This window comes from Helicobacter sp. NHP22-001, from assembly GCF_030270165.1.
Classification (GTDB): Bacteria; Campylobacterota; Campylobacteria; order Campylobacterales; family Helicobacteraceae; genus Helicobacter; species Helicobacter gastrofelis.
In genome coordinates this window covers 1-24,589 of the sequence record NZ_BSWS01000012.1, presented here as the reverse complement: position 1 = coordinate 24,589, position 24,589 = coordinate 1, and the positions used below count along the sequence as shown (strand labels likewise).

Here is a 24,589-nt window from a genome sequence, read left to right as displayed (position 1 = left end):
CCTAGAAGAGAGGAAATACCCAGCCCCATCCCGAACCTGGAAGTCAAGCTCTCTTACGCCGATGATACTGCATTTTTCAAGTGTGGGAAAGTAGGGTGATGCGGGGGGTTTGTTTTAAGTGTTTTTTAGTTTTTTATGCTACAATTCCTCAATTCCTCAATTCCTCAATTCCTCAATTCCTCAATTCCTCAATTCCTCAATTCCTCAATTCCTCAATTCCTCAATTCCTCAATTCCTCAATTCCTCAATTCCTTGGGGTGAGAGATATGAGCAATTATGAAAATGAAGAAGGTTGTAAATTGAGGAAGATGGTAAAAACTAAATTCTAGTGGAGGCAAGGATGCAAGTTAGCAATGAAAAAGAGTTGGCTGAGGCGATTGAAAATGGGGAAAATTCCATTGAGATAGTGGGCGATTTTTCGAAAAAGATCGTTAAAATCAAAGCGACTGGCGATGTAGCGTGGGGCATTGCTATTGCTGCTATTGCGGCAGCTGTTGCTATTGTTATTGCGAGTGGCGGACTTGGAGCACCTGCTAGTCTTTTTACGGCGGCAGGAGCTGTAGGGATTTTGGGGACTGGTCCTACCATTTCTGCAGTTACCATCGCCGTTGCGGCTGGGGGTGTCGGCGTGTTAAACAAATTGCGAGGCTACGATTTAAAAAAGATTTCTGACAATCATGTCATTCTCACTAAGGCGTGAGGAGAGGAGAATCCAATGGCTTATTACAAAAACCAAGAGGACATGTTTAGACAAAGAGCAGAAAATAATAAAAAACAAGGCGACTACCACTACGCCCAAAGCAAGGAAGCAGAAGCAAGAGGGGATAAAAGAAGCCGCTAAAAGTCACATGGCACAAGCGCAATATCAATACAAATCTCAAAAGCAAAACGAGGCAAAGGCTGAAGAACATAAGGGTAAGGGGTGGTAGAGAGAAAGGGGAGGTAATTACGCCCCTTTTGCAAATGTAGAAAAAAAGGGGGGTTGGAGGCATGTTACAACCATACGACAAGGATAAGGTCGACATTTTTGAAACACACTTGGTATTGCCTCCATTAAAAACCCTAAATAAAGCTAGTCTTTAGTGTTGTTTTTTTCAAAAACGGCGGCAACGCGTTGCTCTCCCCCGATCTCTGTGGTGTAATAAGATTCGCGCATGGCATAGTAAATAGAGTCTAAATCGGCAACCTTGCAGACAACTAACTTGCCATCTTTAAATATTTTTGGTCGGTATTTTTTGGCGTATTGTAAATAGGCATTCCGCTTTCTTGAATCACCATTCTTTGTAAAAATCTCCAAGCATCCCTCTTTGAGTAAAGCATTGATTCGGGCAAGTTTGGTTTTTGGCATGTCTGCTTTCAGGGTATCCCAATCTAAATCAAATGACAAATACGGATGGTTGTCATCCTTTGCAATGCGTTGCAGTTGTTCCTTAACTTCTTGAACCTTATGGGTAAAAAAGTGGGGAAACACGCGCTTCAAGTCCTCAATGTTTTTAAAATAAAGTTTTCCTATTTCCCCTATTTCTTGTTTCCAATAAACATCTGTGCGATCTTGGATCAAAATGATGGGTTTATTTTCAATCTGTAGCTCTTCGTTTAAAAAGTATAAAAAGGCTTTCTTAATGATAGAGCCTTGTCTAATCGCCTGAAAGTATGCTTTAATAATCTTTTTTCCCTCGTGTTCCATGTTCTGTTCTTCTGTGCATACAAACAATGTTTGAAGCTGGTCTTCCCTTTTCTCATTATTCTTATCCTTTTTCAAAATATCTAGGTCAATCTTATTGACGCTGGTTGTGTCTCCATGGATCACAAGTGCATAATCTTTGAGAATCTTTATGGGGTCTTGGACTTGGATATAAAAAACCTCTCCTTTTTCTAAATTTCTCTCAGGCTCTTTCTCATAATCTATCTCTTTTTTGTATGTTTCAAACTTTTTAAAGTCCCATGTCCCCTCCAAAGGCACATCACCCACAAGATAGTTTTCTCCTTGTATGTGGCAATAGAGTATAGACATCACCATTTCCTTTGCTTATACTGATCTAAAAAAACAAACTCTTTAAGTCGAATGAGCTGGTATTGTTTTTCTACTTTGAGATTCCTTTTTGAAATCAAAAACACCTTATATTTTGCATGTTCGTGGGAATCACCAGTGATTTGGCTAGGGTCAATGGAAATTTCGTAAAAGTTGTATCCAAAAAATAATAGATAAGGGTTGAAGCAGGAAAACTTTCCCATAATGATAAAGGAATAAATGAGTCCAAACACTACAAAAAACATATCCCGATTCTCAAGACCAACTGCAATGACGAAATAGGCAATATAAACAGGGATGTATTTAGGCTCTGCGACTTCGACCATCTCCACAGCGCACATTTTATCTGTTACTGGTATATATCTTGCAACAAGGCACACATACAACCAAGACAATAGGGCACAAACTCCAAATCCAACCACCGCAAATAAAAGATGAGATAAAGTGAAGGGCGCATGGCATTTGTGTGGATTGTTTAGGTAAAAAATGACCCCTGCAGGTGTGAGTGAGAGCCCCACATAGATAAAATAGAAAAAACCTAAAAGTGTCCTCATGCCCAAACTCCCTTTGTGCATCAAGCTGGATTTTTTGGATTCTAAGATATAAAAGTAATCCTAAGATTATTTTTTGTACGCATTAAGACAAATAGAGGCATCACTCTATTCAAGGCATAGTCCCCATAGAAATACGCTAAAATCCCCCCATGTTCAACCAAAACATCTTTCTCTTGCTCTTAGTGCAAGGTTTTAGCGGGGCGGTGGTTGCGCTTTTGACCTTTAGCAGCGCGCTAGCGGGGCAGTGGCTTTTGGGCGCACCACTCTAGCCACTTTGCCTATTACAACTACGCTTACGGGGGCGTTTATTGCCGTATCGTTTCCAGCTTCCATCTTTTCAAGGTGGGGGAGAAAAAAGGCATTTTTGGGCGCGTCTTTGTTTGGTGTCATGGGTGGGTGTTTAGCCATTGTGGCATTACTCGTTAAAAGTTCTACTCTCTTTTGTCTCGCCACTTTTTTGCTAGGCTTTTTCACAGCCCTCAACCAGTTTTATCGCTTTTTAGCCCTAGAAGCCATTAACGCAACACACCAAAACACCCAAAATAGGGCCAGCTCTTGTGGTGAGTGGGGGCATTTTAGGGGGCATTTTAGGGCCTCATTTAGGCAATATGGGGGTGCATCTCTTCAGCGTGCCCTTTGTGGGTTCTTTTGCTTTTGTGGGCTTGCTCTGTGCGCTTAATATGGCATTTAGCTCTTTGCTCAAGTTAAAACCCTTTAGCCCTAAAGAAAGTTCCAAAGTCCCTCTAAAAACCCTCTTAAAAGAACCCCATTTTCTCTTAGCCACCTGTGCGTGTGACTTAAGCTTTGGCTTGATGACTTTAGTGATGAGTGCCACGCCTTTAGCCATGCATGCACATAGTTTTAGCCTTGCGTTGAGCAAAAGCGTACTTGTGATGCGTTTTGTGGAGATGGTTGCGCCCAGTTTGTTTTTAGTCTTTAGCAAGAGATTAAGCCCTATGCACTTGGTTGCGCTTGGCATGTTGTGTTATGTGGGGTGAGCGTCCTTGCGCTTTGTAGTGCCAGCTTGTTCGCCTTTTTTATGTCCTTGGTGTTGGTGGGGGTGGGCTGGGCACTGAGTTTTAACGGGGGCACTTTTATGCTCAATGCCCTTAAGTCTAAGCATAAACTGCAACTACAAGGCTTGAATAGCATGTTTGTCTTTGGGGCAAATTTGTTGGCAAGCTCAAGTGTGGGCTTGATCCTTGCCTATGGGAATTGTGGGGTGTTGCAAGGGGTGGTGTTGGGGGTGATTGGGGGGTTTGGAGTGCTCTTTATGTTAAAATAACAGCTCAGCAAGCCCTTTAGGAAAGCCATATGCCAAAACAATACCTTTACATTGTCCAAGCCAGCCATGAGAGCACGCGTTGCAAAATTGGCATCACCAACGATTTAGCGCGTAGGCTCAAAGAATACAACCAAATGACTGGTAAATCCAGCGACAACACCTACAGCTACCTTTTTACTTGCGAAGTTGCCAATATGCGTGCGATCGAGCAGGACATCAAAAACGCTTTTGCCCACTTAAGAGAAGTGCACACCCGTGAGATTTATTTTTATAACCCAAGTTTGTTTGAAACTTATTTAAGTTTCATCAAAGCCCACCCCTTATTTTTAGCCCAAGTGAGCATCAAAGAGTCTAAGCAACAACGCACCCTAAAGCCCCTCACCACGCCCAGCATGCAAGAGCGGGGCGTTACCAGAAAGACCCTACTAGATAGAGCCAAGCGTATCAAATACGATGAGTTTTACACAAGATACGAGGATGTGGAAAATGAGCTGTCTAAATACCCCCTAAAGATATGGCGGGATAAGGTGGTCTTTTGTAATTGCGATGATGCGATTGGGGAGAATAGAGATTATACAGACTCGTCTGCCTTTGCGCTTTACTTCTTAAGGCACTTCTTTAGGCTCAAGCTTAAAAAACTCATTTGTACCCACTATGGGGGCAGTCCGGTGGATTTATTCAGTGCAGGGGCAAAGGGTTATATCTTCACCAAAGAGGGGGCGCGTGAAATGAAGTACTCGCCTCGCCACTATGGTGGGGGGTTTGAGGAAAAGGAGTCCTTAAGGATTTTAAACGAGGAAGCGGATATTGTTTGCACCAATCCGCCTTTTTCACGGGCGATTGACTATTGGAAAATCCTCATCAAAAGCAAAAAGAAGTTCATTATTTTATCCAATATTACCATCCCCATCAGCACCGCTTGTATCCCCTATTTTGCTAAAAGACAAGCGTGGGCAGGGTTTAATAGCGTGGATTGGTTTCTTAACCCAAAAAGGCAATTAGTGCGGGCAGCGGCACACTTTTTTACAAACTTTACCATTAAAAATCGAGCTAATATTTCTAGACTCAAGCTTGTCCCCCTAGCAGACATCCCCGACACCTATAAAAAATATGATGATGACGGGGTGCTCTTAGTGGAAAACAACTACATCCCCACAGATTACGATCTACCCTTTGCAGTGTCGGCACGGCAAATTGTCAATGGCGTGCTGGAGTGTGGGTATAAAGTCGCCCACCTTAAACAATATGACCCCTGTGTTGAAGGCAAGATAAAATTTAAAAGGGTTTTGCTCTGCAAGGCGTGAATGGGTGGGGATTATAAGGGGCTTACTGGTTTTGAGAGAAAGCTACATGGCACAAGTGCAATACCAATACAAATCCCAAAAGCAAAATGAGGCTAAGGCTGAGGAGCACAAGGGTAAGGGGTGGTAGCCTAGAGACAGGAGAGGTATGCTCTTTTAGAGTGCGGAAAAGGTGGGGATGTGCGGGGCTTGTGCTACAACCGTGTGATGAGGATCAAAAAATCAGTGTCTTTTGGCACACGCTCGGCATTGCCTCCATTAAAAACGTTAAGCCAATTTAGTCTTTAGCATTATTTTTTTCAAAAACAGCAGCAAACCGTTGCTCTCCTCCTATTTCTGTGGTGTAATAGGCTTCACGCATGGCATGATAGAGAGGGTCCAAATCGGCAACCTTGCAGATCACCAACTTGTTATCTTTAAGGATTTGAGGTCGGTATTTTTGGGCGTATTTTAGGTAGTCGTTCCGTTTTCTTGGATCGCCATTTTTTGTAAAAATCTCCAAGTTTCCCTTTTACAGTAAAAAATCGATTCTAGCTAATTTTGTTCTTGGAAGAGAGGATTTGATTGTATCTAAATCTAAATTTAAGCGCAAGTAGTGGTAATCAGGGCTCTTGATAGCCATAAGTCCCTGTCTGAGATCTTGAACTTTTTCTTCAAACAAGTGAGGTAACACACGCTCAACATCTCCAATTTTTTTAAAATAAAGTTTCTCTGTCGCTTGACTCCAATAAGCATCTACCTGATCGCGAAGCAAAATAATTGGTTTATTTTCAACCGATGGATTCTCATCCAAAAAATAGAGAACACCCTTCTTAATCATAGCACCTTGTCTAATCACTTGAAAGTATAATTTAACATTTTTGTTTTCGTCTGTACGCACAAACAGCACTTTGGATCTGTCTCCATTCTCGTCATCCCTTTCCAAAACCCTTAGATCAATCTTATTAATGGCAGATGGTTCGTCATTAATCACCAATTCATGATCTTTGAGTTTTTCATGGGAGCTTTGATAAAAAACGCCTCATCCTTTTTTAAATTGCTCCCATGTTCTTCTAGATAATCGCGCTCTTTGTATTTTCCATTTACATTAAAATTCCATATACCCTCCAAAGGTATGTCGCCTACATAGTAATTTTCACCTTACATGCTACAATAGAGCGCAGACATTGCTATTCCTTTTCCTCATTTTTGTTAATCCTCGTTGTCTAAAAAAGTAAAACCGTTGAGTCTGATCAGTTCTTTGTATTGTATTAATGTAACAGCAAACCAATTCTTGCGAATTTAAAAGTTATAAATGTAAATACTTGGAACACATTGAGTTAATTTTGATGAAATATAGCAACGAGGATTTACCAACCATTAAGCACTGCTACAATGTGGGAACACTGCGCAAGGGATAGCTAGATTAATCCAATGAAAAGCCCCCTTCAATAACTCTTTGCCATTTTCTTTATCTTTGAGTTTATAGGCATTGCCCCATATGTCTTTAGCGTTTTTAAGATTATCTAAATTGTCTAGTAAAAATTGCTTTTTAACCCCTAAAGCTAATAAAAAGAGTTGGTTTTGTAATTTTCTAAAGTCGGCATTAAACCAAGGATTGGATTTTTGCAAATCCTCATAGGATAAAGAAAAATCTAGGGGCTTAATTGCGTTGTCTTGGGTGTTTGATATGCGGGTTATCTTTTGTGCTAAACTTTCTAAGTCCTTGGTGCCTTGATTGACAAACCGATTAAAATTTTCTTGTAGGGTTTGTCGCTCTTGGCCTATGTTTGAAGCTTGTAGCCGTTGTAATTCTGCCAAAAGGCGGTTATAGTGGGCTTGGCTTTCCTTCTTTTGTTGGGCAAAATCCTTGAGGTTTTCTAGAATTTGTTGTTCTTGTTCTGTTTGCAACTTAAAATTAGGGGTTTTAAAGACCCGAGCGAAAAAGCTGGGTTTATTAGACTCTAAAACCCGTTGTTCCTCTTTTAAGGTTTGTAAGTATGTGTCTATACTAGACAAATGCGCTTGGACTTGCTCAATTTTTTGTTGCAAGGCTTGTTTTTTGTTTCGATATTGGTTTTATCATGCTCTAGTTCATAGAGTTTTGCATTCAATGTATTCAGGGCGCTTGTCCATAGGTGTGGCAAATGTAAAGAGAAACTAATGAGTGGATATAGTCTTAGAATGCTCTAGGATTGCCACAATCGATTTTGTGGGGTCGGTGGTTTTTGTCAAAGTCGCGCTGTATAACCCAATTAAGCAGAAGCGCAAAACACCACGTTGCATAAAAAAGCTCCAAAAAGCCCAAATTAACCACAAAACTCTTGTTTCAAAAACCAAAGAAAACCTAGAATGTGTGTCTTTTACATTTTAAACGCCCCAGAGCGTTAAGAGTGGTTAAGAAAACTTATGGGTTAGGGGTGTTGTTGTTGACTGTAGGGGATTTTAGGGGGCTAGAAGTGGTATTCACACAAATAACACGCAAATAAAACGAAATGACAAAAAGTCAACGTTGGCTTTTAAAAAGTGTTTGGCTGAGCTTTAGGGTGTTGTGTTGCAAGTTCAAGTTCTAGTGCATTAGACCATTTTAGCCTAATCTACTTTTTGGGCTTGATAAAGAATAAAGTCCAAATTTAGGGGTGTTTAGCAAGGCTGTAACTTAGCGTATGAGTCCCTAACCTAACACCCCATAATGAGCATTCTTGCGTTAAAATGCAAGTGCGGAAATACAGAGCACAAGTATTTTTATAGAGTAGCTAGAAAAGCTTAAGGATTTGAAAACACGATATGTAATCGCACGCCTCTTATAGGTTTTGGAGAAAAACGGACATTTGGCGATTGTAAACACATTGTGGGTTGTGCAATTTTTGAGTCACACATACACACGGGACCGGGTTACCGGCTGTATGTGGCTAAACAAGGCGGGGCGTTGGTGATTTTGCTGTGTGGAGGTGATAAAAGCGCGCAACAAAAGGATATAATCAAGGTGCAAGAAATCTTAAAGGATTTTCATGGCTGAAACTTTTGAAAATTTTAGTGTAGCAGAGGCTCTCAACACCGATGAAAGACGCACGGCGCATCTTAACGCCGTTCTAGAGGATGGCGATTTTGAAGAAATCAAGGACGCTCTAGCCGTGATTGCCGAGTCTAAAGGCGTGGAGTTACCCCCCTTTGAGGGCGAGGCTTGGTTTTTGGAGGTTATAAAAAAACTAGGCTTTGGCTTGCAAGCTTTGGAGGCTAAAAAATGCCAAAGTGCCTAATATGGAGCGTTGAGTGGATTTAAGTCCTTATCTTAACAAGGTGTTTAGGGCGGATTGTTTGGACTTCTTGGTCAAACTGCCCGACTCTTGCATTGATTGCATTTTGATAGATCCACCCTATTGTAGCGGAGGCGTTAAGTCCCTGAATGCTCACAACACAAACACGACTGCCAAGTATGGCACAGACCGCTCCATCGCCTACTACGACTTTGTGGGCGATGGCAAAGACCAGCGGGTGTGGGGGCTTTGGATGCAAAGCGTTTTTCGCCAATTTGAAAGGGTGCTTAAAAATAATTCTTTCTTTTTTAGTGAACAGGAGGTCTAAAGTTGCTTGATGTTAACCAAAAAATCCACGCCATAGACACTGCCCTAGAGCATGTCTTAAACGGGCCAAAAGAGGGCGTGGAGATCAGCGAATACGAAATCGATGGCTTGCGGGTGAAAAAACGTAACCCCATTGAGCTCATCAAAGAGTTACAAAAACTAAAGGGGGCATTGGTGGCTAAAACACGCCCACGCTATTTGCGATATGTGTTTTAGGAGTGCCGTGTGGATTTTTTAGACCTATTTAAAAGAACGCCTAAACCCTTAACTGATTTTAAGGAGCATCACAAGAAATTGCTGAGCAATAAGATCCCTTATGATATGGTAGGTAAAAAGAAGATTTTAGGGATTTATTCCAAATTCAAGTCTCTATACAAAAATATCGTGTTTTTGTTATGCAAAACCGCCACACGGGTTATAGCTCTGATCCGCCTTTCAGCTTGCAGTTGCGCACAGACGGGGTTGGGTATGGATTTGAGGAAATTAAGGAAAAGGTGTAAGTCTGGAGGGATAATTTGAAAAAGATTATTGTCAATGCATCTTATACTTTGGGTAAAGTAACAGGAATTGGCGTATATAGTCTTGCTTTGATCCACGCCTTAGAAAAACGTTTTCGAGATACAGATGTAGATTTGGTTTACTACGCTAATGGCAAGCTTTTTAATGATTTGCCTAGCTTGGAAAAATTCCAATCACTCGCCATGCCCAACAGTTTTGTCAAATCATCCAGAGACATCTTAAAAAAATGGTTGCCTAAATGGCTTTTTTGGTTAGCATGTTATTTCTCCTACAACATACTCCACAAAACCATGAATAGAGGATTATTCCAAGAAACCTACGACTTGTGTATCGAGCCGGGTGTCTTGGGTATTTTGGGGATTAATGGTAAAACTAGGAAGACCTTAGGGTGTGTTCATGATATACCGCCATGTGATATGGAGGCATGGCGTTGCAAGCCAGAAACATATACGATTTGGGAATTTTTCATTTTTCCACAAATCCGCACTTACGATCAAGTCATCTGTTTTACAGAAACTGTCAGAAAAGATATTTTAAAAACCTTTGGATTTTCTGAGACTAAAGTGCATGTGATACACCATGGCGTGAGATCCTATAGACAGACTTCAGAAGATCTACCACCAAATTTAGGAGAATTCATTTTAGTGGTGGGCAAGGCACGGCGTAAAAACATTAAAAATCTCATCAAAGCCTTTGAATTGTTACCCGCAGCCTCCAAGCAGCGTTTTAAGATCGTGATCACGGGGGTGGAGAATGGGCCAATAGATAGGGGGGAAGATAATGCCATCGCTTCTAGCGATTTTGTGATCGATCTAGGCTATGTTTCTGACTCTTTGCTCTCTGCCCTTTATGCTCACGCCAGATTATTGTGGTGGGGCTCTCTAGCCGAAGGCTTTGGTTTGCCCATGTTAGAAGCGATGCATGTGGGTTGTGTGGTGCTTTCTAGCGATGTGTCTTGTATGCCAGAAATTCTAGGCGACGCAGGGATCTATTGTAATCCTTATAATGTGCAAGATATAGCTAAACAACTAGAAAGAGCCTTGACTGATGAAGCATTAAGAACTGAATGTATTGCCAAAGGCTTTGAAAGAGTGAAACTCTTTGATTTTGAAGAGAGTATGCGCAAGCATATTGAGATAGTAGAAAAGATGTTGGATTGATTGGCTATGATGTCTTTTTGTGTGGCATCTTAAGATAGATTAACAGCGTTGGTGTAGGGTTTTTACGCCTCGAATCTTGTCTTACTGTCTATTCTCGGATTCACTGCTATCCTTTTATTCTAACGGCTTTGAGCTTTTTGAAAGAGGTGGGAGATTTTGTTATAAAACTCTTGGAATATTTTGCAGGTTTACCAGGATTCTTGGGTTTTGATGATGTTTTTTGTGTGGCTTCTCGGGTGTATTGTCATTGATAATCTGTCGGAGAGCTTCTAGATCTTTGATCACTTTCTAATGTTTTACATTAATGAGAGTGTCTATTAGGGGTCTAGGGCGCTGCCAAGCGTGCTGACAAATCCACGACAATGTTGCAGCATGTTTGGAACTTTAATCGGGCTTAGAGAATTTGGAGGGCAAGGGGTTGTGCAGTACTCTCATTTGAGCGTGTAAGAGTTGGACAAATAAAGAGAGAAAAAGGGGGTTTTGGTGTTGTTAAAATATAAGTAGCTGGCTAAAGGCATCGTATAAAACGAGCTAGGTTGCAATCTTGGCACAGATATATTTATCATCATTTCTATTCTCTCCCCACCTTTTCGTCATAGAAGACTAGAGGCAATGTCCTGTTTAATTTCTCGTGCTTATACACCATTTAATACCGTGGCAGTCTATTTGGTTTAGGTAATCATAGTTATATCGCGATCATGCCCATGAGTTTTTTTCACACACACGCATAGACCACCTCTCAATGTTTGATTTCTTTAAGAATATTCTAAAATTCCTAAGAACTTATCAAAGATTAAAACAGCATAATTGATGAAATTGAGATTTGCTTCCAAATTTGATTTTGTTTTTATCCTTAAAATCTCCCCCAATCCCTCCCGCCCCCAAACCATAGTTTGATACTCCCAACCCCAAACCTTCCGCTCTACGACCCTTTAAAAGTGCTTTAACGCTATGTTTAATTTACTTTATTTTATTTTACCTTATCAAAGATACAAAAAATACCGAGGACATGTTTTCAAAAAACCCGCTCAATCAACTTTTCAACAAATTAAAAATTTTTTTCATAAAAGAAATGTGTAACACGGGCAAGCACACCCGCACGCGGTTTTAAAAAAGTAGTTTTTATATTTAGTTTTTAAGATGTTAACAGGTATGGCAAAGGGGGTTTCATGGAAAAATCACAGTTTTAGCATGGAGAAATTGCGGTAACCTTGAAATATTTTTTATAAAGTTTGTTATAATCATCCTAATTTTTCACTGAAACTTAAAGAAAAAACATGAGAAACGGCTACAAAAAACGCCATAACTCAAAGACTTAAAACCTTAAAAATGACTTAGATAGATAGCTTTAATATTTTAGTGCTCTAGAGACACAATGTAGCAATAGAGACTATAAAACGCTCGCACATTTTGATACTTTGATAACTGACCTACAGAGAGTTAGACAACACCACAAGTCCCATGTTACAAGAGGGGCTAGAAATAGGTATTAGGGATTGCATAGAAAACTTGCAAAATGTTCTAACCACACAGACAGAGATAGACTTAAAGGATAAACCACAGAGTGTACAACCAACTATAAAAGTTGCTACCACCACTAAAAACAACACCATAGAAGTTGTACCCCCACAAGACTCCCTAAAGAAATCCCACAGCAAGAGCCACAAAAAGCCTTGGCCCCCGTAGTGCAGAAACCCACACCCAAGGTCACAAAAGAGACCACAAAAGCCCCCATTTTGGCAAAAGACTTGAGCATTGCTAATCGGGGGAAAATCATTATGCACAACAACATCTACAAAGTCAATCTAGGTACCTAAGTGAGCTTGAGAACAATCTATTCTTTAGCCTTTTTAATCGCCTGAAAGACAAAAAAGACTCCATTGTCCGTTTTAGCCCCAAAGAATTAAAAATTTTGGCAGGCAATTCACACATGGATAATGAAAGGCTGCGCAGAGTAACCCTCAACCTTTTTAACAACATTGCAGGGGCTAATTTTGATTTAATTATAAAATTTGCGGATGGGAGGTCTGAACAGAATAAAATACTATTCTTTCGGCGTTTTGCTGTCGGGTATGATAAAAATAAAAACATTGAGTACTTGGATATACAAGTCAATGACCCCTACTTTACCTACTTGCTAAATGACTTAGAAGCGAACTTCACCACAATGCAACTCCAAACCTTTGTAGACCTAAGCGGCAAATACACCAAGAATTTATTTAGGCTGCTAGAGCGGTTTAAAAACACTACGGATAAGAAAGGGACTTTTAAGGTGTATGTATACGAAAATAATCTTGAAGGTTTTTGTGCCTTTATGGGAATCCCTAAAGGTTTTAGAAAAGACAACATAGGTAGCCGTGTACTAAACCCAACTATCAAACAACTCACCCAAAAACTCCCCACAAGCCCCCATGAACCCCCCTACAAATCCATTAAAGTCATCAAGAACAAAGCAAGAGCGCGGGGAGCAAAAGTGCTAGGCTACACCTTTGAAGTTGCCATAAACCCCGCTATGCAAGAGTTAGAAAAAGCCCTAGAAAATGCCAAAGTCCCTAGACTCAAATACTTCAGCAAAAAAGACATTAAAATCCTTAATGACTGTCTGCACAAATGTGTAGATGTAGTGCTCAAAGATAAAGATGGCAATCCCTTTAGCATCCCCCTTGCCACCATAGAGCAGATCGTCCCCACTAAAGACAGCAAAGCTCTCATTGTCCAATTTAGAGCTCCGCCCCACACAAGCCACCATTTAAGTAGATCTTTGTTGTAAACCTTTAACAAGGCAAATTCCCTAAAAGCCCTAGAAAAGGCAAGTTATTAAAGATCCATACAACCGATGAAAGGCATCTTAAAAGCTTTAAAAACCATGAAAAACCCCTAACCCCCTTGGAAAATTAGGTATTAGCTAATAAACGCGATGCGTTCACTCGTCCTTGAGTGTGTAGGCAATGGGGATTCTTATGCGCACGATTTGTTTAGGTGTGGGGAAGAGACTTGAGGCTTCTTTGACGGCTTGCAAGGCGGCGTGGTCTAAAATGTCTGAGCCTGAGCTTTTAGAGATTTTAATGTCTGTGGTGCTGCCGTTGGTGTTTAGCACAAACTCCACCAACACTTCGCCTTCAATCTCTCGAATCATTGCCATACGGGGGTAGCGGTTCTTAGAGGAAATCGCCATTTGGATTTTCATCAAGAAGGCATCGCTCACGCCCTGATTGTATGCCATTGAGCTGGTTTTTGCCCCTTGAGAAGTTTTGTTAGACTCCTGAGGCTTCTTAGGCTCTTGTTTCTTGTCTAAGTCTTTGGCTTTGGTCTGCTCCTCTTTTTTGGGCTCAGGCTTTGGTTCAGGTTTGGGAGTGGGCTCAGGCTTTGGTTCAGGTTTGGGAGTGGGCTCAGGCTTTGGTTCAGGTTTGGGAGTGGGCTTAGGTTCAGGCTTTGGCTCGGGTTTGGGTTTAGGGGTGGGTTTTGGTTTGGGTTTGGGTTTGTGGTGGGGGTGGGGTTTTGGTTTGGGTTCTTGTTTGGGGGGTTGTTTGGGTGGGGTGGGGGTTTGCTGTGTGTGTTCTAGGTGAGTGGCGTGCGTGTCGATGCTGGCTAGGCTCATCGTGATGCTTTTATTGCCAGATTGCGCCAGACTTTTTGGGTGATCTTGCATGTAATGAAAAGCCACCAAAAACCCCAAAGCGTATAAAACGCTTGTGATGACAAAGCTTACACGGGTAGATGACCTACTTTTTTTCTGTAGAGATGGAGAAGTTTTCATGGTTTAGGTCTTTGAGAACATCAATGATTTCTATAAAAGTGCCAAACTTTGAATCTTTATCGCTGCGCAAATCCACTAAGGTTTTGGGGTCTAGTGATTTGATGAGTGCGCGCAACTCTTCCACACTCTTTTGTTTGTCGTCTATAAAAATCCCATCGTTTTTATCCACTACAATCGTAATTTTCTTCTCTTGTGGAGGGGCTTTTTGGGCACTGCTCGCGCTGGGCAAATTAACCTTGATCTTGCCCTCAGCAATGAAAGTAGACACGCTTAAGACCAACGCTAGCAACACCAACATCACATCAATGAAAGGGACGATGTTTAGCCCATCGCCCCTCCTTAGTTTAGAGCGCATTAGGCACCCTTTTTACGCATGAGACGAAAATTCTCAGACAGCACATCGCTTTTACGCAACATAGCGTTGTAAGCCACCAAGGTGGGGATCGCCACGATCAGCCCAAAAGCTGTGGCCTTTAGAGCTAAAGATAAGCCCAAAGTGATGGCTTTTGCGTCTAGTCCTGTGGAGCTGGTGCTCATGTCATAGAAAGTCACCATCACACCCAAAACCGTGCCAAGCAAGCCCACATAGGGCGCATTTGAGAAGACAATATAAAGAGTCGTGAGGTTCTTGCTTAGGTCTAAATCGAGCCGATCGGGGTCGTCATACAAGCTAAAATCGAGCTTGCTATAAAAAATGATGCGCTCAATGGTGAACCATATCGCCACAAAACTCATCACCCCCAAAGTTACAAAGATCGCAATGTCCACATATTCACCAATCACCTTAACAGAGAGTCCAGATTCCATAGCTGTCCTTCAAACAAAAATAAGTGTTGACTATATTACATTTGTAATAAAAAGTCAAGGAAAAATATTTTCAAATAACAACGATGATAAATGTAGTTTTTGTTATCTCAAAAACTCTACACAGAAGAAACACTACACTAAGAGATACAATCATATCTGTTATGGTTACGCTGGCTGGTCGTAGGAGGATTTAGAAGTAATTTGCATGCCATAGCGTTTCGCCTACGCACCCATGCCTTATGTGCTTTCCTCCCTTTTTGCCAAAAATTGTCTAAAAGCCCACTTACCTATCCACGCCATATATATTAGCATTGGAATTAAGGCTTTATTTGTGTTGCCTATTTCTGCTACTCTCATAAAAATACTCTTGTGCTTTATTTGGCGTGGGTTGCACTTTATTTTAAGCCACTCTGAAAATCAAGGGTGTTTAAGTCCTTAATTATATCCACAACTTAGATTGCATTAATTGCAAGCTGGCTTACTATCACAAGTTTTCTAAGCCTACAATATGGTCTTTTGCAGTTATAGCACTTCTTTTTTCAAGTTTCTGTAAGTGTAGTGGTTGGATTTTGGATTGAACAAAGATGTCGCAGAACAACACAGCTATATTACCTCCAATCAACTATTCATACAGATAACATCAAAATTACTGTTAGCAATGTCATCTCAATATGGTTTTAGAAAATGGGACACAACAGAATTTAATGCTCCCTTGTAGATGTTACTGGGTCTAAAGCGTAGAGTTATCCGCCTTTGAGGGCGGAGTGCTTGAGATTTTAAAGGTTTTTAGAAAATTGGGTTTCATATATGAAACACCAGAAGTGCGAAAATACCACTCAGCCCAACGGAAAAAACCTACTATATTTTGATTTGGCGATCGTAAGTGTACTTAATGGTTCAAAAGACGAGATAGAACTAAGCGAATACGAGATCGATGGGTTAAGGCTTAAAAACACAACTCCATTGAGCTCATTGGAGAGCTTCAAAAATTCGTGTGCGTTAGTGCTAAAAGTCTGCCCTAGATACATTCAGCACCACTTTAAGGGCGTTAGGTGTTATAAGATTGCTTAGCTTCTTTAAAAAGCACCTAAACCCCCTAAATATCTAAGATAACTTTTATACGTACCCCCAAGTTTAAACCCACTCAGAGATTGAAAGGCAATAGACTTTTAGACTGCTTAACAACACCCAAGCTAACACTTACTTTATCCACTTAAGCACATGGCAAGAAGCATAGAACTAAACGGTCCTCTCATTATGGGGTGTCGCACTTTGGATAGAGAGATCCATGGAGACGATGGGATTATGTTAGAATGGCTAATCCCAATGTTGCACTCAACACCCACATTGAAGTGGCATTTTTGCGCTAGTGGGGATAGTGGCGTAAGTCAATGTTAAAATGCCCATACTAGAATTTAAAAATAAATTTAAAAAGCAAAATGCCAAGACGGTACAAAAACCTTAAGGTGTGCTGTTTGTAGGCTTTATAGACATACCTAGAATAAACAATAGATACTAAGTAGATTAAGAACAAAGAGAGATATTCTTAGAAAGGAATCACCGCACTTTTAGACTTCAGCGTATGGAGCGCACGGCATAAAAGATAAAATCGTGTCTTTTGATTTAAATTTTGTCAACACCATATTTAGCTAGCTTTATTTGCTTTGCAATGCTTGCTCCGCCGCTTCTTTAGCGTCTTTTGCCCTTTGAAAATCACTTAGCTTAGTGTGGCAAGAAAACTTATAGATGGAGTGTATTGAGGATGTGCGATGAAAGCAAAGCTTTCAAGTCTATCTAAAATTACCAAATACTTAGATGCGACGTGCATTTTTACAAGCTTGTCAAAGCGGTAATTAAAATAACTTTTAAAAAACGGGTATTTGCACCCTAGCTTGAAGTGATCGACAACTTGATCGCTTTTGCCCCCTTTAATGAAATTAATGAACGCCCGCCCATTGTCAAAGATAGGAGCAGGTTTAATGAGCTCATTTGTGTCGTTGTCAATCAACATCCCAAGATTACCCAAATGCCGATCCACATTGCCAATAATGGCATCAAAGAGCATTAGATCACTCAAGGCTTGCTTACCCATCACCGCCTCTATGGCTTGCTCTAATTCTTACGCACTGGGAGGTTAACACATCTTGGTATTGCCACCTATCAAGTAGGGTTAGAGAAAACTAAGTCAATTGCATGCGAGGATTGAACTCTATGCCTAGAGCCTTAAGCAGGGTTTTAAAAGAAAAATAAATCCTTTGAGGGTCTAGGTCTTTTAAAATAAAGACCAACTGGGAGGCTTTTTCCTGTGTTTTGCCTAAATGCGTGGGTGGGTAAATGATGTGTTGCACACCATTGAGTGCAATGCATTGTCCAGAATTTGTTCTTAAAATGCCCTTGGTGCGTAAAATTGCATTGCCGTGCTTGTAAAGTAAAAAGCTCAGCCACAGAGTGAATGCGCTCCAATCTAGTAATTCTTCAAATTCCATGCATAATGTTCTAAAATTCTGGTGCGCGCTCGTAAAAACGATGTCCTTTTTTACAAAAGTGCCTTGTTGCAACAGGGCACTTAAATCCATGCGCGCCTTGTCATGGATCGTGGCAGTGGGATTGGTGCTTTGTATGCATGCCCTAAGCTTCTCAAAGTCATTTTGTAAGTCTGTCTTAGTAACCACCACCACATCGGAGGCAGTAATTTGATTTTGCGCCTCTATGTTTTCTTTTAGGTGTAAAAAACCATGCACGGCGTCTAAACAGGTGATCACGCTTTGGGGGAAAAAATGCTGACTTAAAAAGACATCATTTAGGAGACTAAAAAGAATAGGAGCAGGATTAGCAATACCGGTTGTCTCAAGGATCACATGGCTAATACGATCTTGATCGATCAACTCTTTAAGACAATCTATCAAATCTTGGCGGTAAGCGCAGCACACACAGCCACCTTGCAATAAACGCACATTTTCTTGGATAAAACACAAGTGGGTCAAAATTTGCGCATCTAAGCCCATCTGCCCCCGCTCATTCACCACTACGGCAATAGACTTATCTCTATGGCATTCTAAAATCTGGGCTAATAGCGTAGTTTTACCACTGCCTAAAAAGCCCGTGAGGATAATGACAGGGATCTTAGCCACAATCTAAAAAAGCTAGCAGATCTGGGTCTAAAATATCCAGTGGTCTGTTGCTTAAATTTTGGGCTTTGTAACACAGATCACCTAAATCTCTAACGAGCTCCTTGCGTCCCTTTTGATCCTCTAAAATGAATTGATTTCCCCACACACTCAGTTTCAATCCATAGAATTTCAAGATGAGATTCGCCACCTTGAGTTTTTGAATCCTTGAGCGCAAGCAACCTTGCTGAGTGCTCACATCGCTCCAATGCAGGGCAGTATTCAAATCCGCGCACAACACACACATTATTTTTTTCTAGGACAACGCGCAACAAAATCACTAGCAATGGTGTTAAAGTCCACCCAACGCACGCCTTTATGGCGGTTGATGTATTGGATAATGCGCTCGTGCATTCTTAAGACTTGTGGTCTACCGCTCACATCTGGATGAATAGTCATACAAAAGATCGCATAATCCATCTCATGATAAACCCAATCAAACTGCTCTAACCAAAGTTCTTCGATATGGCGAGGTGGGATGAAGCCAAAACTATTAGGGGCTTTTTTGATAAACATCATGGGGGGCAGATCGTCTAAATACCAACTCCCCGGAATCTCTACCAAATCGGTTTCTTTGCCCCGCACCAAAGGTTTCATCCAATCCTTAGCCTCTAGGCTGTAATCAATCTTAGTCCAAGAATCTCCCACACGCACATAGTAGGGCGTGAAATCATTGTGCATCAAAGAGTGATCGTATTTAATCCCGTGTTTTAAGAGCAACTCATTAGTGACACTAGAAAACTCCCACCAAGGCGCGACATAACCCGTGGGGTTTTTACCAGTTAAATTCTTGATCAGTCCAATGGTCTTGATCAAAACATCCTCTTCTTGCCTAGCCGTCATGGCAATAGGATTTTCATGAGAATAGCCATGCAAGCCAATTTCATGTCCAGCTTCTACAATCATTTTAACCTGATCGGGAAAAGTCTCTATGGAGTGCCCCGGTATAAACCAAGTGGCAGGCAAATGATATTTTTTAAATAAATTCAAGAGCCTAGGAACCCCGATCTCACCAGCAAACAGCCCTCTTGAGATGTCATCAGGCGAATCCTCGCCCCCATAACTACCCAGCCAACCCGCTACAGCATCAATATCCACACCATAAGCCACCAAAATTTCTTTTGCCACTCTTTACTCCTTTATTTTTTAAGATGCATGTGTTTTAAGGGACTGCACCAAGCCAAGATCTCTTAGATAGGGAATCTCTTTTCTTTGATCGGCCACCATGTCCAAGTTAAGTTCTGCCACCAACACTTCATTGAAACTTTGCGCCTCGCACACCACGCTCCCCATGGGGTTGATAATCTTAGATCTTCCTGCAAACTCTAAATTTGCCTTGCTATAAGGGTGCTCCTCACTCCCACTTCGATTAGATGCCAACACAAAAGCCCCATTCTCTAACGCCCTAGCACGGCTACCTAAATCCCACGCATAGCCCCTCCTTTGACTAAAGGCTGCGCTGAAAATAAGCACTTCAGCACCTTGAAGTGCTAGTGCTCTAGAGCCCTCAGGAAAACCCACCTCATAGCAAATTTGTAAACCTATTTTGACCTTAACACCCCCTAGGTTTATCTCAAAGACCGGGTAGTTTTCTCCGCGCTCGAAGCGATCGACCTCGTCTCCCCATAGATAAATCTTGCGGTATTTGCCCACCAACCCCTCCTTAGAGATGATGTAGGCACTATCATACAAACCCCCTCCCTCTTTTTCAATCCCACAACCCACCAACACCACACCCGTTTGTTTAGCAAAGGCATGCATTTTTTGGAGTGTGGGAGATGACAAGCTTTCTAAGTGGCTAGCTAGCTCTGCATCCTTTGTATGCACACAATACCCGCTGTCAAATAACTCTGGAAAGACAACTAATTGCGCCCCCTGCTCATATGCTTGGCTAGCTAAGTCTAAAGCTAGCTTAAGATTTTTTTCTAGCTCAAAAGAGAAAGCCTGCATTTGCACCACACCCGCAACAATCTTCCTTTGCATTTGCTCTCCTTCTTTGGAATTCAGTACACTTAGAGTGAGTTTATTTAGAAATTATAAACATAGTTTCAATAAAGAGCTATATTAACCCCCACAACCGCTCCCAATCTCCAAACTATTTTTTGTTAATACTCCCAACCCCTAAACTTGCAATCTATGACCCTTTAAAAGCCCTTTAAAAACTCTCTTTTTGTTTATCACTCCCCAACCTTTGTGATGTTCTCCCAATAGTAACAGCGGTTGCGTAGGATATGAAACAAATTAGAGAGATAGCTATCGTGGCTTAGGGCGGTTGCATTGCACATCTCAAACGTTTCTGCCCGCATTTGGATCACACGGGGGTCGGTGGAGTTGTTGATCCATTCTGTATCTTTGGCACTCAGTAAGTGGTCTAAAGAATTACGCAAGGCAATCTCTACAAGGGCGATTTTATGCGTGTATTTGCCGATGAGCTTTAAATTCTCTAGGTGCGCTTGTAGGTCTTTGCCATAAGAGCCCAAACGCCTTTGGGATAGTAAAGTTTCTAGGTCTAGCACCTTGTTAGCCCCATTTGCCTACTTTTTGTTATCCCCACTCTTGGTCTCTTTGACTTGGCTTGTTGTTTGATTTGCCATAGTGCTGCTTATCTGTCTTTCTTAGACTTCTTACCTTATCTTGATCGTCCCCTAAATTTTTCGCCAATGCTTTCAAATACCTTTTCACGCAAGCTCAAGGCTTTGGTTTGGAGTAATTGTGCCGTGTCCCGTTTTTGCCACTCTTCTAATGCCCGCCCTTTAAAAGTGTGGGCGTGTAAAGGGTTAATGCCTAATTGATCGAACACAAACACATAATCCAAAGGTTCGCAAGCCCCCAAACCAAACCCGATGTGTTGGGCTAATTCTTTTCCTGTAGGGACTTTCTCGCCCTGATAGCCGTCTTTTTCTCCAGCAATGGAGCGGTATATCGCAAGTTTTTACTAATATCCATAGTGGTTAAAAAGCATTCTAGGCGTGTGCCCATTTCATTGAGCGCTTGTGAATCACCCACCCGATAAAGACGGGTGGGCTTTTTGCTTAAAGAAAATGCCTACGAAAGGATTAGGGATTATAGGCAAGATAGATCTTGTGGCAAAGATAAATCACTCTATTTTCTCTGTATATTCTATCTTATTATTTGAATAGCCTTAAAAGATCTGAGTAAGCATGTTTTATGCCAAAAATCCCCCTTCTTTACCCCATGTGTACTGAATATCATTGAATATAATAAAATTATTTTCGATGCAAGATGTTTAGAAGTGATTATTTAGTCCAAGAGATTCCCACTAACACGATCAACCAAATTCTAAGATAATTGAGTTTTAAATTAGAGGCTAGCCAATCATATTAAAGTTGGTTAAAGTAATTTTAGGCGATGCCAGTGGCAAAATTTCCCGATGACTATCTAAGCCCTTCCTTTGTAAAATTGCCCTATAATAGCCTAGGTGTTCCACTCAAAATAAAGCAGAGGGTGGAAAGGAACATTTAAAACTCTTAAGATTAGGATAGTTGGCTAGGTTTATGTTTAACTTCTTTAAAAAAACAATCCAAAATGTCGCCTCGCTTTTAAAGTCCAAAGACGCGACTTTTAGCAAGGATGAGCTAGAGGAAATTTTAATCGGCTTTGATGTGCAATTTGATTTAGTCGAAAAACTCTTAGAGCACCTGCCCGAGCAAATCAAACGCAAGCATTTAGAAGTTGCCCTAATGCGTTTTTTACGCAAAGAGAGCTATTACGACCAAGTGCGTCTAAAGCCCCTAGACACCAAGCCTTTAGTTTCGCTCATTTTGGGGGTCAATGGGGCGGGCAAGACCACTACAATCGCCAAACTCGCCAAAAAGCACCTACTCAACAAGCAAAAAGTCCTACTAGGGGCAGGGGATACCTTTAGAGCCGCAGCCGTGAAACAACTCCAACTTTGGGGGGAGAAGTTGCAATTAGAGGTGATTAGCGCGGGGCAAAACAGCGACCCGAGTGCCCTAGCTTACAACACCATTGAGGCGGGGATTGCTAGGGGGGCAGATCAAATCATTATTGATACCGCCGGGCGTTTGCATAATCAAACCAACCTTAAAAACGAGCTGTTAAAAATCTCAAGGGTGTGTAGCAAGGCATTAAACAACGCCCCTTACTATAAAATCCTTATCCTAGATGGCACTCAGGGTAGTTCCGCCTTAGAGCAGGCTAAAATCTTTCACGAGAGCCTGGAGTTAGACGGGGTGATCGTTACTAAGCTAGATGGCACAAGCAAGGGGGGGTGTATTTTAAGCATTCTTTACGAATTGCAACTGCCTATTTTGTATCTAGGCGTGGGGGAGAAGGAAAACGACTTGATCGCCTTTGATGAGATGGAGTATGTCAAAAGCCTACTAGATGCGATCTTTAAAGATGGCAAAGAAGTCTAGGGTCTTTGAGTGCCAACATTGCGGATTTGTCAGCCCCAAGTGGCTGGGCAAGTGCAATAATTGCAACCAGTGGGAAAGCTTTGTTGAAATCAGTCCCAAAGAGCTAGAGAGCCTAAAGCCCCTTAAAAACACCCCCCGACTTTCGGCAATCTCCATTGCTAAAGTGGAGCAAGAGAGTGTGAGCACCTTTAGCTCCACGCAAAAGGAATTAGACATTGTGCTAGGGGGGGGGATTGTGCCCGGGGGGCTGTATCTCATCGGGGGGGCGCCGGGCGTGGGTAAAAGCACGCTGTTATTAAAAATGGCGGGCGGGCTAGCTGGCACGGGTTTGAGTGTGCTGTATGTGAGTGGCGAAGAGAGTGCGGGGCAAATCCGCTTAAGAGCAGACCGCCTACAATGCGTGCAAGAGCAATTATATTTACTCAATGAAATTGACCTAGACACCATCAAAGCCCATTTACTCAGCTCAAGTTACGCCGTGTGTGTGATCGACTCGATACAAACTTTATATTCCAGTGCCATAAGCTCCGCCCCCGGCTCGATCTCTCAGGTAAGAGAGATCACCTTTGATTTGATGCGTCTTGCCAAACAAGAGCAGATCGCCATTTTCATCATCGGGCACATCACCAAAGAGGGCTCAATCGCCGGCCCTAGGGTGCTAGAGCACATGGTCGATTCTGTGCTTTACTTTGAGGGCGATCCTAGTCGAGAACTTAGGATTTTAAGGAGCTTTAAAAACCGCTTTGGGGCGACCAGTGAGGTGGGGATTTTTGAAATGCACCAAGAGGGCTTGATGAGCGCTAAAGAGGCTTCTAAACTCTTTTTCTCCCAAAAGCAAAGCCTAGCCGGCAGTGCCTTAAGCGTAGTGCTTGAGGGCTCAAGGGCACTCATTTTAGAAATCCAAGCCCTAGTGTGTGAAAGCTCTTTAGCTAACCCTAAGAGATTAGCCACGAGCTTTGACACCAACCGCTTACACATGCTCTTAGCCTTGCTAGAGAAAAAGCTAGAAATCCCCCTAAATCGCTACGATGTGTTTATCAATGTCTCTGGGGGGATTAAAATCAGCGAAACGAGTGCGGATTTAGCCGTGATCGCGAGCATTTTATCTAGCTTTAGAAACCGCCCGATCAGCAATAAAACCGCCTTTATCGGGGAGGTGGGCTTAACCGGCTCGGTGCAAGAAGTGCCGAATTTAAATGTGCGCTTAAAAGAAATGGAGAATTACGGCTTTTTAAAGGCGATTGTGCCTAAAAAACCTAGTTTAAACACGCCCATCGCCTGCTACGAAGCCAAAGATGTCGCCCAAATCATTGAGTGGATGTAGGAGATTTTGTTTTTTAGAGTAGAATTTGGCTTATTCTTTAAGGAGTTGGCATGCGCTGTTTGGCAAGAGTGGATTTAGACCTAGTTAGTGGAAAGAGCGATCAAGACAGCCAAACCTTCACGCTTGGCAATGAGGAATACACTTTGATCTTGCAACGCCTTAAAAAGGGTGGCTATGTCAGCGCACAGGTCTTTAGGCGCGAAATCATGGGGATGTATTCTGTCAGCTGTTTAGCCCGGGTGGATTTAGATGGGTACTATGTTTCTACAGAACAGCAAGATTTTATGCCCAACAATTATAGCAGCGACAAACTCACTTTATTTGTGCAAAGCACGATCGGCAATCAAGTGAGCGCACAGGTTTTAAGCCATAAAGAGGAGTGAGTTATGGCGCAAGCAGAAACGAAAAAAGTAGAGTGGAGTGCGGAGCAAAAGCAGACCTTTTTAGGGCTGTTGCAAGAGTTTATGGGATTAGTGGATGAATCGGTGCAAGAGTGGGAGGCAACACAAGAGAGTTTGGCACCCAAAGCCCCAAAGAGTGCATGCCACGCTTTGCAAAATAAATTGAATACCTTTTTAGAAAAGTGGGGATATGTATGTGTGGTGAGTGTGGGGCTAGAAACAGCAAGATAAACCCTATAAAATCCTATAATTTTCTATAAATTTTTTATATGATTTTAAGTTTTTAGGTACTGCTATGTCGGCATGAATGATTTGTTAT

Annotated in this window: 30 protein-coding genes and 1 rRNA gene; 16 read left to right on the top strand and 15 right to left on the bottom strand. The window is 41.8% G+C overall.

From position 1 onward, the window contains the following. The 3 genes from rrf to QSJ47_RS07270 all read left to right on the top strand — a co-directional run. Positions 1–107, top strand: a 5S ribosomal RNA gene (gene rrf / locus QSJ47_RS07280); the annotation flags it as partial. Positions 108–340: 233 nt separating this feature from the next. Continuing rightward, positions 341–700, top strand: coding sequence for a PM1101 family membrane protein (locus QSJ47_RS07275; protein WP_221271169.1), 360 nt, complete (start codon positions 341–343; stop codon positions 698–700). 15 nt (positions 701–715) lie between these two features. Continuing rightward, entirely contained in the window at positions 716–841 is a 126-nt protein-coding gene (locus QSJ47_RS07270; RefSeq protein ID WP_260321525.1) for a hypothetical protein, read from the top strand. A 231-nt stretch (positions 842–1,072) separates the two neighbouring features. On the opposite strand, the gene QSJ47_RS07265 is transcribed toward QSJ47_RS07270, so the two are convergent. Beyond that, complete coding sequence (locus QSJ47_RS07265; RefSeq protein WP_285602932.1) at positions 1,073–2,014, bottom strand: hypothetical protein; 942 nt, start codon at positions 2,012–2,014, stop codon at positions 1,073–1,075. After that, on the bottom strand, positions 2,014–2,586 hold the full coding sequence (locus QSJ47_RS07260; RefSeq protein WP_221271172.1) for a KwaA family protein: 573 nt from the start codon (positions 2,584–2,586) through the stop codon (positions 2,014–2,016). The genes QSJ47_RS07265 and QSJ47_RS07260 overlap by 1 nt, the downstream gene beginning before the upstream one ends. A 560-nt stretch (positions 2,587–3,146) precedes the next feature. Here QSJ47_RS07260 and QSJ47_RS07255 point away from each other — a divergent pair. From QSJ47_RS07255 to QSJ47_RS07245, 3 genes are read left to right on the top strand one after another with little or no spacing between them, the layout of a single operon-like run. Continuing rightward, the gene (locus QSJ47_RS07255; protein ID WP_285602931.1) at positions 3,147–3,584 is read left to right on the top strand and encodes a hypothetical protein; all 438 of its coding nucleotides are present in this window, start codon (positions 3,147–3,149) and stop codon (positions 3,582–3,584) included. A gap of 26 nt (positions 3,585–3,610) precedes the next feature. After that, positions 3,611–3,871 carry a hypothetical protein gene (locus QSJ47_RS07250; RefSeq protein ID WP_285602930.1) on the top strand — a complete coding sequence of 87 codons (261 nt, stop codon included), beginning with the start codon at positions 3,611–3,613 and terminating at the stop codon, positions 3,869–3,871. 29 nt (positions 3,872–3,900) lie between these two features. Further along, a complete protein-coding gene (locus QSJ47_RS07245) occupies positions 3,901–5,175 on the top strand; it encodes an adenine-specific methyltransferase EcoRI family protein (protein WP_221271173.1) in 1,275 nt (424 codons plus the stop codon). A 274-nt stretch (positions 5,176–5,449) separates the two neighbouring features. On the opposite strand, the gene QSJ47_RS07240 is transcribed toward QSJ47_RS07245, so the two are convergent. The 3 genes from QSJ47_RS07240 to QSJ47_RS07230 form a co-directional block, all read right to left on the bottom strand. After that, the gene (locus tag QSJ47_RS07240) at positions 5,450–5,674 is read right to left on the bottom strand and encodes a hypothetical protein (RefSeq protein ID WP_221271174.1); all 225 of its coding nucleotides are present in this window, start codon (positions 5,672–5,674) and stop codon (positions 5,450–5,452) included. A 9-nt stretch (positions 5,675–5,683) separates the two neighbouring features. Beyond that, on the bottom strand, positions 5,684–6,148 hold the full coding sequence (locus QSJ47_RS07235) for a hypothetical protein (RefSeq protein ID WP_285602929.1): 465 nt from the start codon (positions 6,146–6,148) through the stop codon (positions 5,684–5,686). 383 nt (positions 6,149–6,531) lie between these two features. Beyond that, positions 6,532–7,203, bottom strand: coding sequence for a hypothetical protein (locus tag QSJ47_RS07230; RefSeq protein ID WP_285602928.1), 672 nt, complete (start codon positions 7,201–7,203; stop codon positions 6,532–6,534). Positions 7,204–8,002: 799 nt separating this feature from the next. On the opposite strand from QSJ47_RS07230, the gene QSJ47_RS07225 reads away from it, so the two are divergent. The 6 genes from QSJ47_RS07225 (at position 8,003) to QSJ47_RS07200 (ending at position 13,184) form a co-directional block, all read left to right on the top strand. After that, positions 8,003–8,170 carry a type II toxin-antitoxin system RelE/ParE family toxin gene (locus QSJ47_RS07225; RefSeq protein WP_260321528.1) on the top strand — a complete coding sequence of 56 codons (168 nt, stop codon included), beginning with the start codon at positions 8,003–8,005 and terminating at the stop codon, positions 8,168–8,170. Then, entirely contained in the window at positions 8,163–8,411 is a 249-nt protein-coding gene (locus tag QSJ47_RS07220) for a helix-turn-helix domain-containing transcriptional regulator (RefSeq protein ID WP_221271177.1), read from the top strand. Before QSJ47_RS07225 ends, QSJ47_RS07220 begins: the two co-directional genes overlap by 8 nt. Before the next feature lie 13 nt (positions 8,412–8,424). Continuing rightward, on the top strand, positions 8,425–8,736 hold the full coding sequence (locus QSJ47_RS07215) for a class I SAM-dependent methyltransferase (protein WP_221271178.1): 312 nt from the start codon (positions 8,425–8,427) through the stop codon (positions 8,734–8,736). A 2-nt stretch (positions 8,737–8,738) separates the two neighbouring features. Beyond that, positions 8,739–8,951 carry a hypothetical protein gene (locus QSJ47_RS07210; protein ID WP_221271179.1) on the top strand — a complete coding sequence of 71 codons (213 nt, stop codon included), beginning with the start codon at positions 8,739–8,741 and terminating at the stop codon, positions 8,949–8,951. Positions 8,952–9,250: 299 nt separating this feature from the next. After that, entirely contained in the window at positions 9,251–10,414 is a 1,164-nt protein-coding gene (locus tag QSJ47_RS07205) for a glycosyltransferase family 4 protein (RefSeq protein WP_221271180.1), read from the top strand. A 1,858-nt stretch (positions 10,415–12,272) separates the two neighbouring features. Beyond that, entirely contained in the window at positions 12,273–13,184 is a 912-nt protein-coding gene (locus QSJ47_RS07200) for a replication initiation protein (RefSeq protein WP_352155435.1), read from the top strand. Positions 13,185–13,337: 153 nt separating this feature from the next. Here QSJ47_RS07200 and QSJ47_RS07195 read toward each other — a convergent pair whose 3' ends face one another. The 10 genes from QSJ47_RS07195 to QSJ47_RS07150 form a co-directional block, all read right to left on the bottom strand. Beyond that, on the bottom strand, positions 13,338–14,171 hold the full coding sequence (locus QSJ47_RS07195) for an energy transducer TonB (protein WP_285602927.1): 834 nt from the start codon (positions 14,169–14,171) through the stop codon (positions 13,338–13,340). After that, complete coding sequence (gene exbD / locus QSJ47_RS07190) at positions 14,137–14,526, bottom strand: TonB system transport protein ExbD (protein WP_221271184.1); 390 nt, start codon at positions 14,524–14,526, stop codon at positions 14,137–14,139. Before exbD ends, QSJ47_RS07195 begins: the two co-directional genes overlap by 35 nt. Next, positions 14,526–14,978, bottom strand: a complete 453-nt coding sequence (gene exbB / locus QSJ47_RS07185) for a TonB-system energizer ExbB (protein ID WP_221271185.1) — start codon at positions 14,976–14,978, stop codon at positions 14,526–14,528. The genes exbD and exbB overlap by 1 nt, the downstream gene beginning before the upstream one ends. A 1,717-nt stretch (positions 14,979–16,695) precedes the next feature. After that, positions 16,696–17,070, bottom strand: a complete 375-nt coding sequence (locus tag QSJ47_RS07180; protein WP_285602926.1) for a hypothetical protein — start codon at positions 17,068–17,070, stop codon at positions 16,696–16,698. A gap of 88 nt (positions 17,071–17,158) precedes the next feature. Further along, positions 17,159–18,109 (bottom strand): CobW family GTP-binding protein, encoded by a 951-nt coding sequence (locus tag QSJ47_RS07175; RefSeq protein WP_285602925.1) that lies wholly within the window; start codon positions 18,107–18,109, stop codon positions 17,159–17,161. Next, a complete protein-coding gene (locus QSJ47_RS07170) occupies positions 18,102–18,392 on the bottom strand; it encodes a hypothetical protein (RefSeq protein WP_285602924.1) in 291 nt (96 codons plus the stop codon). The genes QSJ47_RS07175 and QSJ47_RS07170 overlap by 8 nt, the downstream gene beginning before the upstream one ends. Next, a complete protein-coding gene (locus QSJ47_RS07165; protein WP_285602923.1) occupies positions 18,392–19,273 on the bottom strand; it encodes a polysaccharide deacetylase family protein in 882 nt (293 codons plus the stop codon). The genes QSJ47_RS07170 and QSJ47_RS07165 overlap by 1 nt, the downstream gene beginning before the upstream one ends. A gap of 18 nt (positions 19,274–19,291) precedes the next feature. Continuing rightward, on the bottom strand, positions 19,292–20,128 hold the full coding sequence (locus QSJ47_RS07160) for a carbon-nitrogen hydrolase family protein (protein WP_285602921.1): 837 nt from the start codon (positions 20,126–20,128) through the stop codon (positions 19,292–19,294). Positions 20,129–20,322: 194 nt separating this feature from the next. After that, entirely contained in the window at positions 20,323–20,661 is a 339-nt protein-coding gene (locus QSJ47_RS07155; RefSeq protein WP_285602920.1) for a hypothetical protein, read from the bottom strand. Between the two features lie 113 nt (positions 20,662–20,774). Next, the gene (locus QSJ47_RS07150; RefSeq protein WP_285602919.1) at positions 20,775–20,960 is read right to left on the bottom strand and encodes a hypothetical protein; all 186 of its coding nucleotides are present in this window, start codon (positions 20,958–20,960) and stop codon (positions 20,775–20,777) included. Positions 20,961–21,660: 700 nt separating this feature from the next. On the opposite strand from QSJ47_RS07150, the gene ftsY reads away from it, so the two are divergent. Genes ftsY through QSJ47_RS07130 form a run of 4 tightly spaced genes read left to right on the top strand, consistent with a single transcriptional unit; the run spans position 21,661 to position 24,501 of the window. Next, complete coding sequence (gene ftsY, locus QSJ47_RS07145; RefSeq protein WP_221271193.1) at positions 21,661–22,545, top strand: signal recognition particle-docking protein FtsY; 885 nt, start codon at positions 21,661–21,663, stop codon at positions 22,543–22,545. Continuing rightward, on the top strand, positions 22,529–23,869 hold the full coding sequence (radA, locus tag QSJ47_RS07140) for a DNA repair protein RadA (protein ID WP_285602933.1): 1,341 nt from the start codon (positions 22,529–22,531) through the stop codon (positions 23,867–23,869). Before ftsY ends, radA begins: the two co-directional genes overlap by 17 nt. A gap of 50 nt (positions 23,870–23,919) precedes the next feature. Next, positions 23,920–24,252: a hypothetical protein gene (locus QSJ47_RS07135; protein ID WP_285602917.1), complete on the top strand. Its 333-nt coding sequence runs from the start codon at positions 23,920–23,922 to the stop codon at positions 24,250–24,252. Positions 24,253–24,255: 3 nt separating this feature from the next. Beyond that, entirely contained in the window at positions 24,256–24,501 is a 246-nt protein-coding gene (locus QSJ47_RS07130; RefSeq protein WP_221271195.1) for a hypothetical protein, read from the top strand. Positions 24,502–24,589 lie beyond the last annotated feature (88 nt).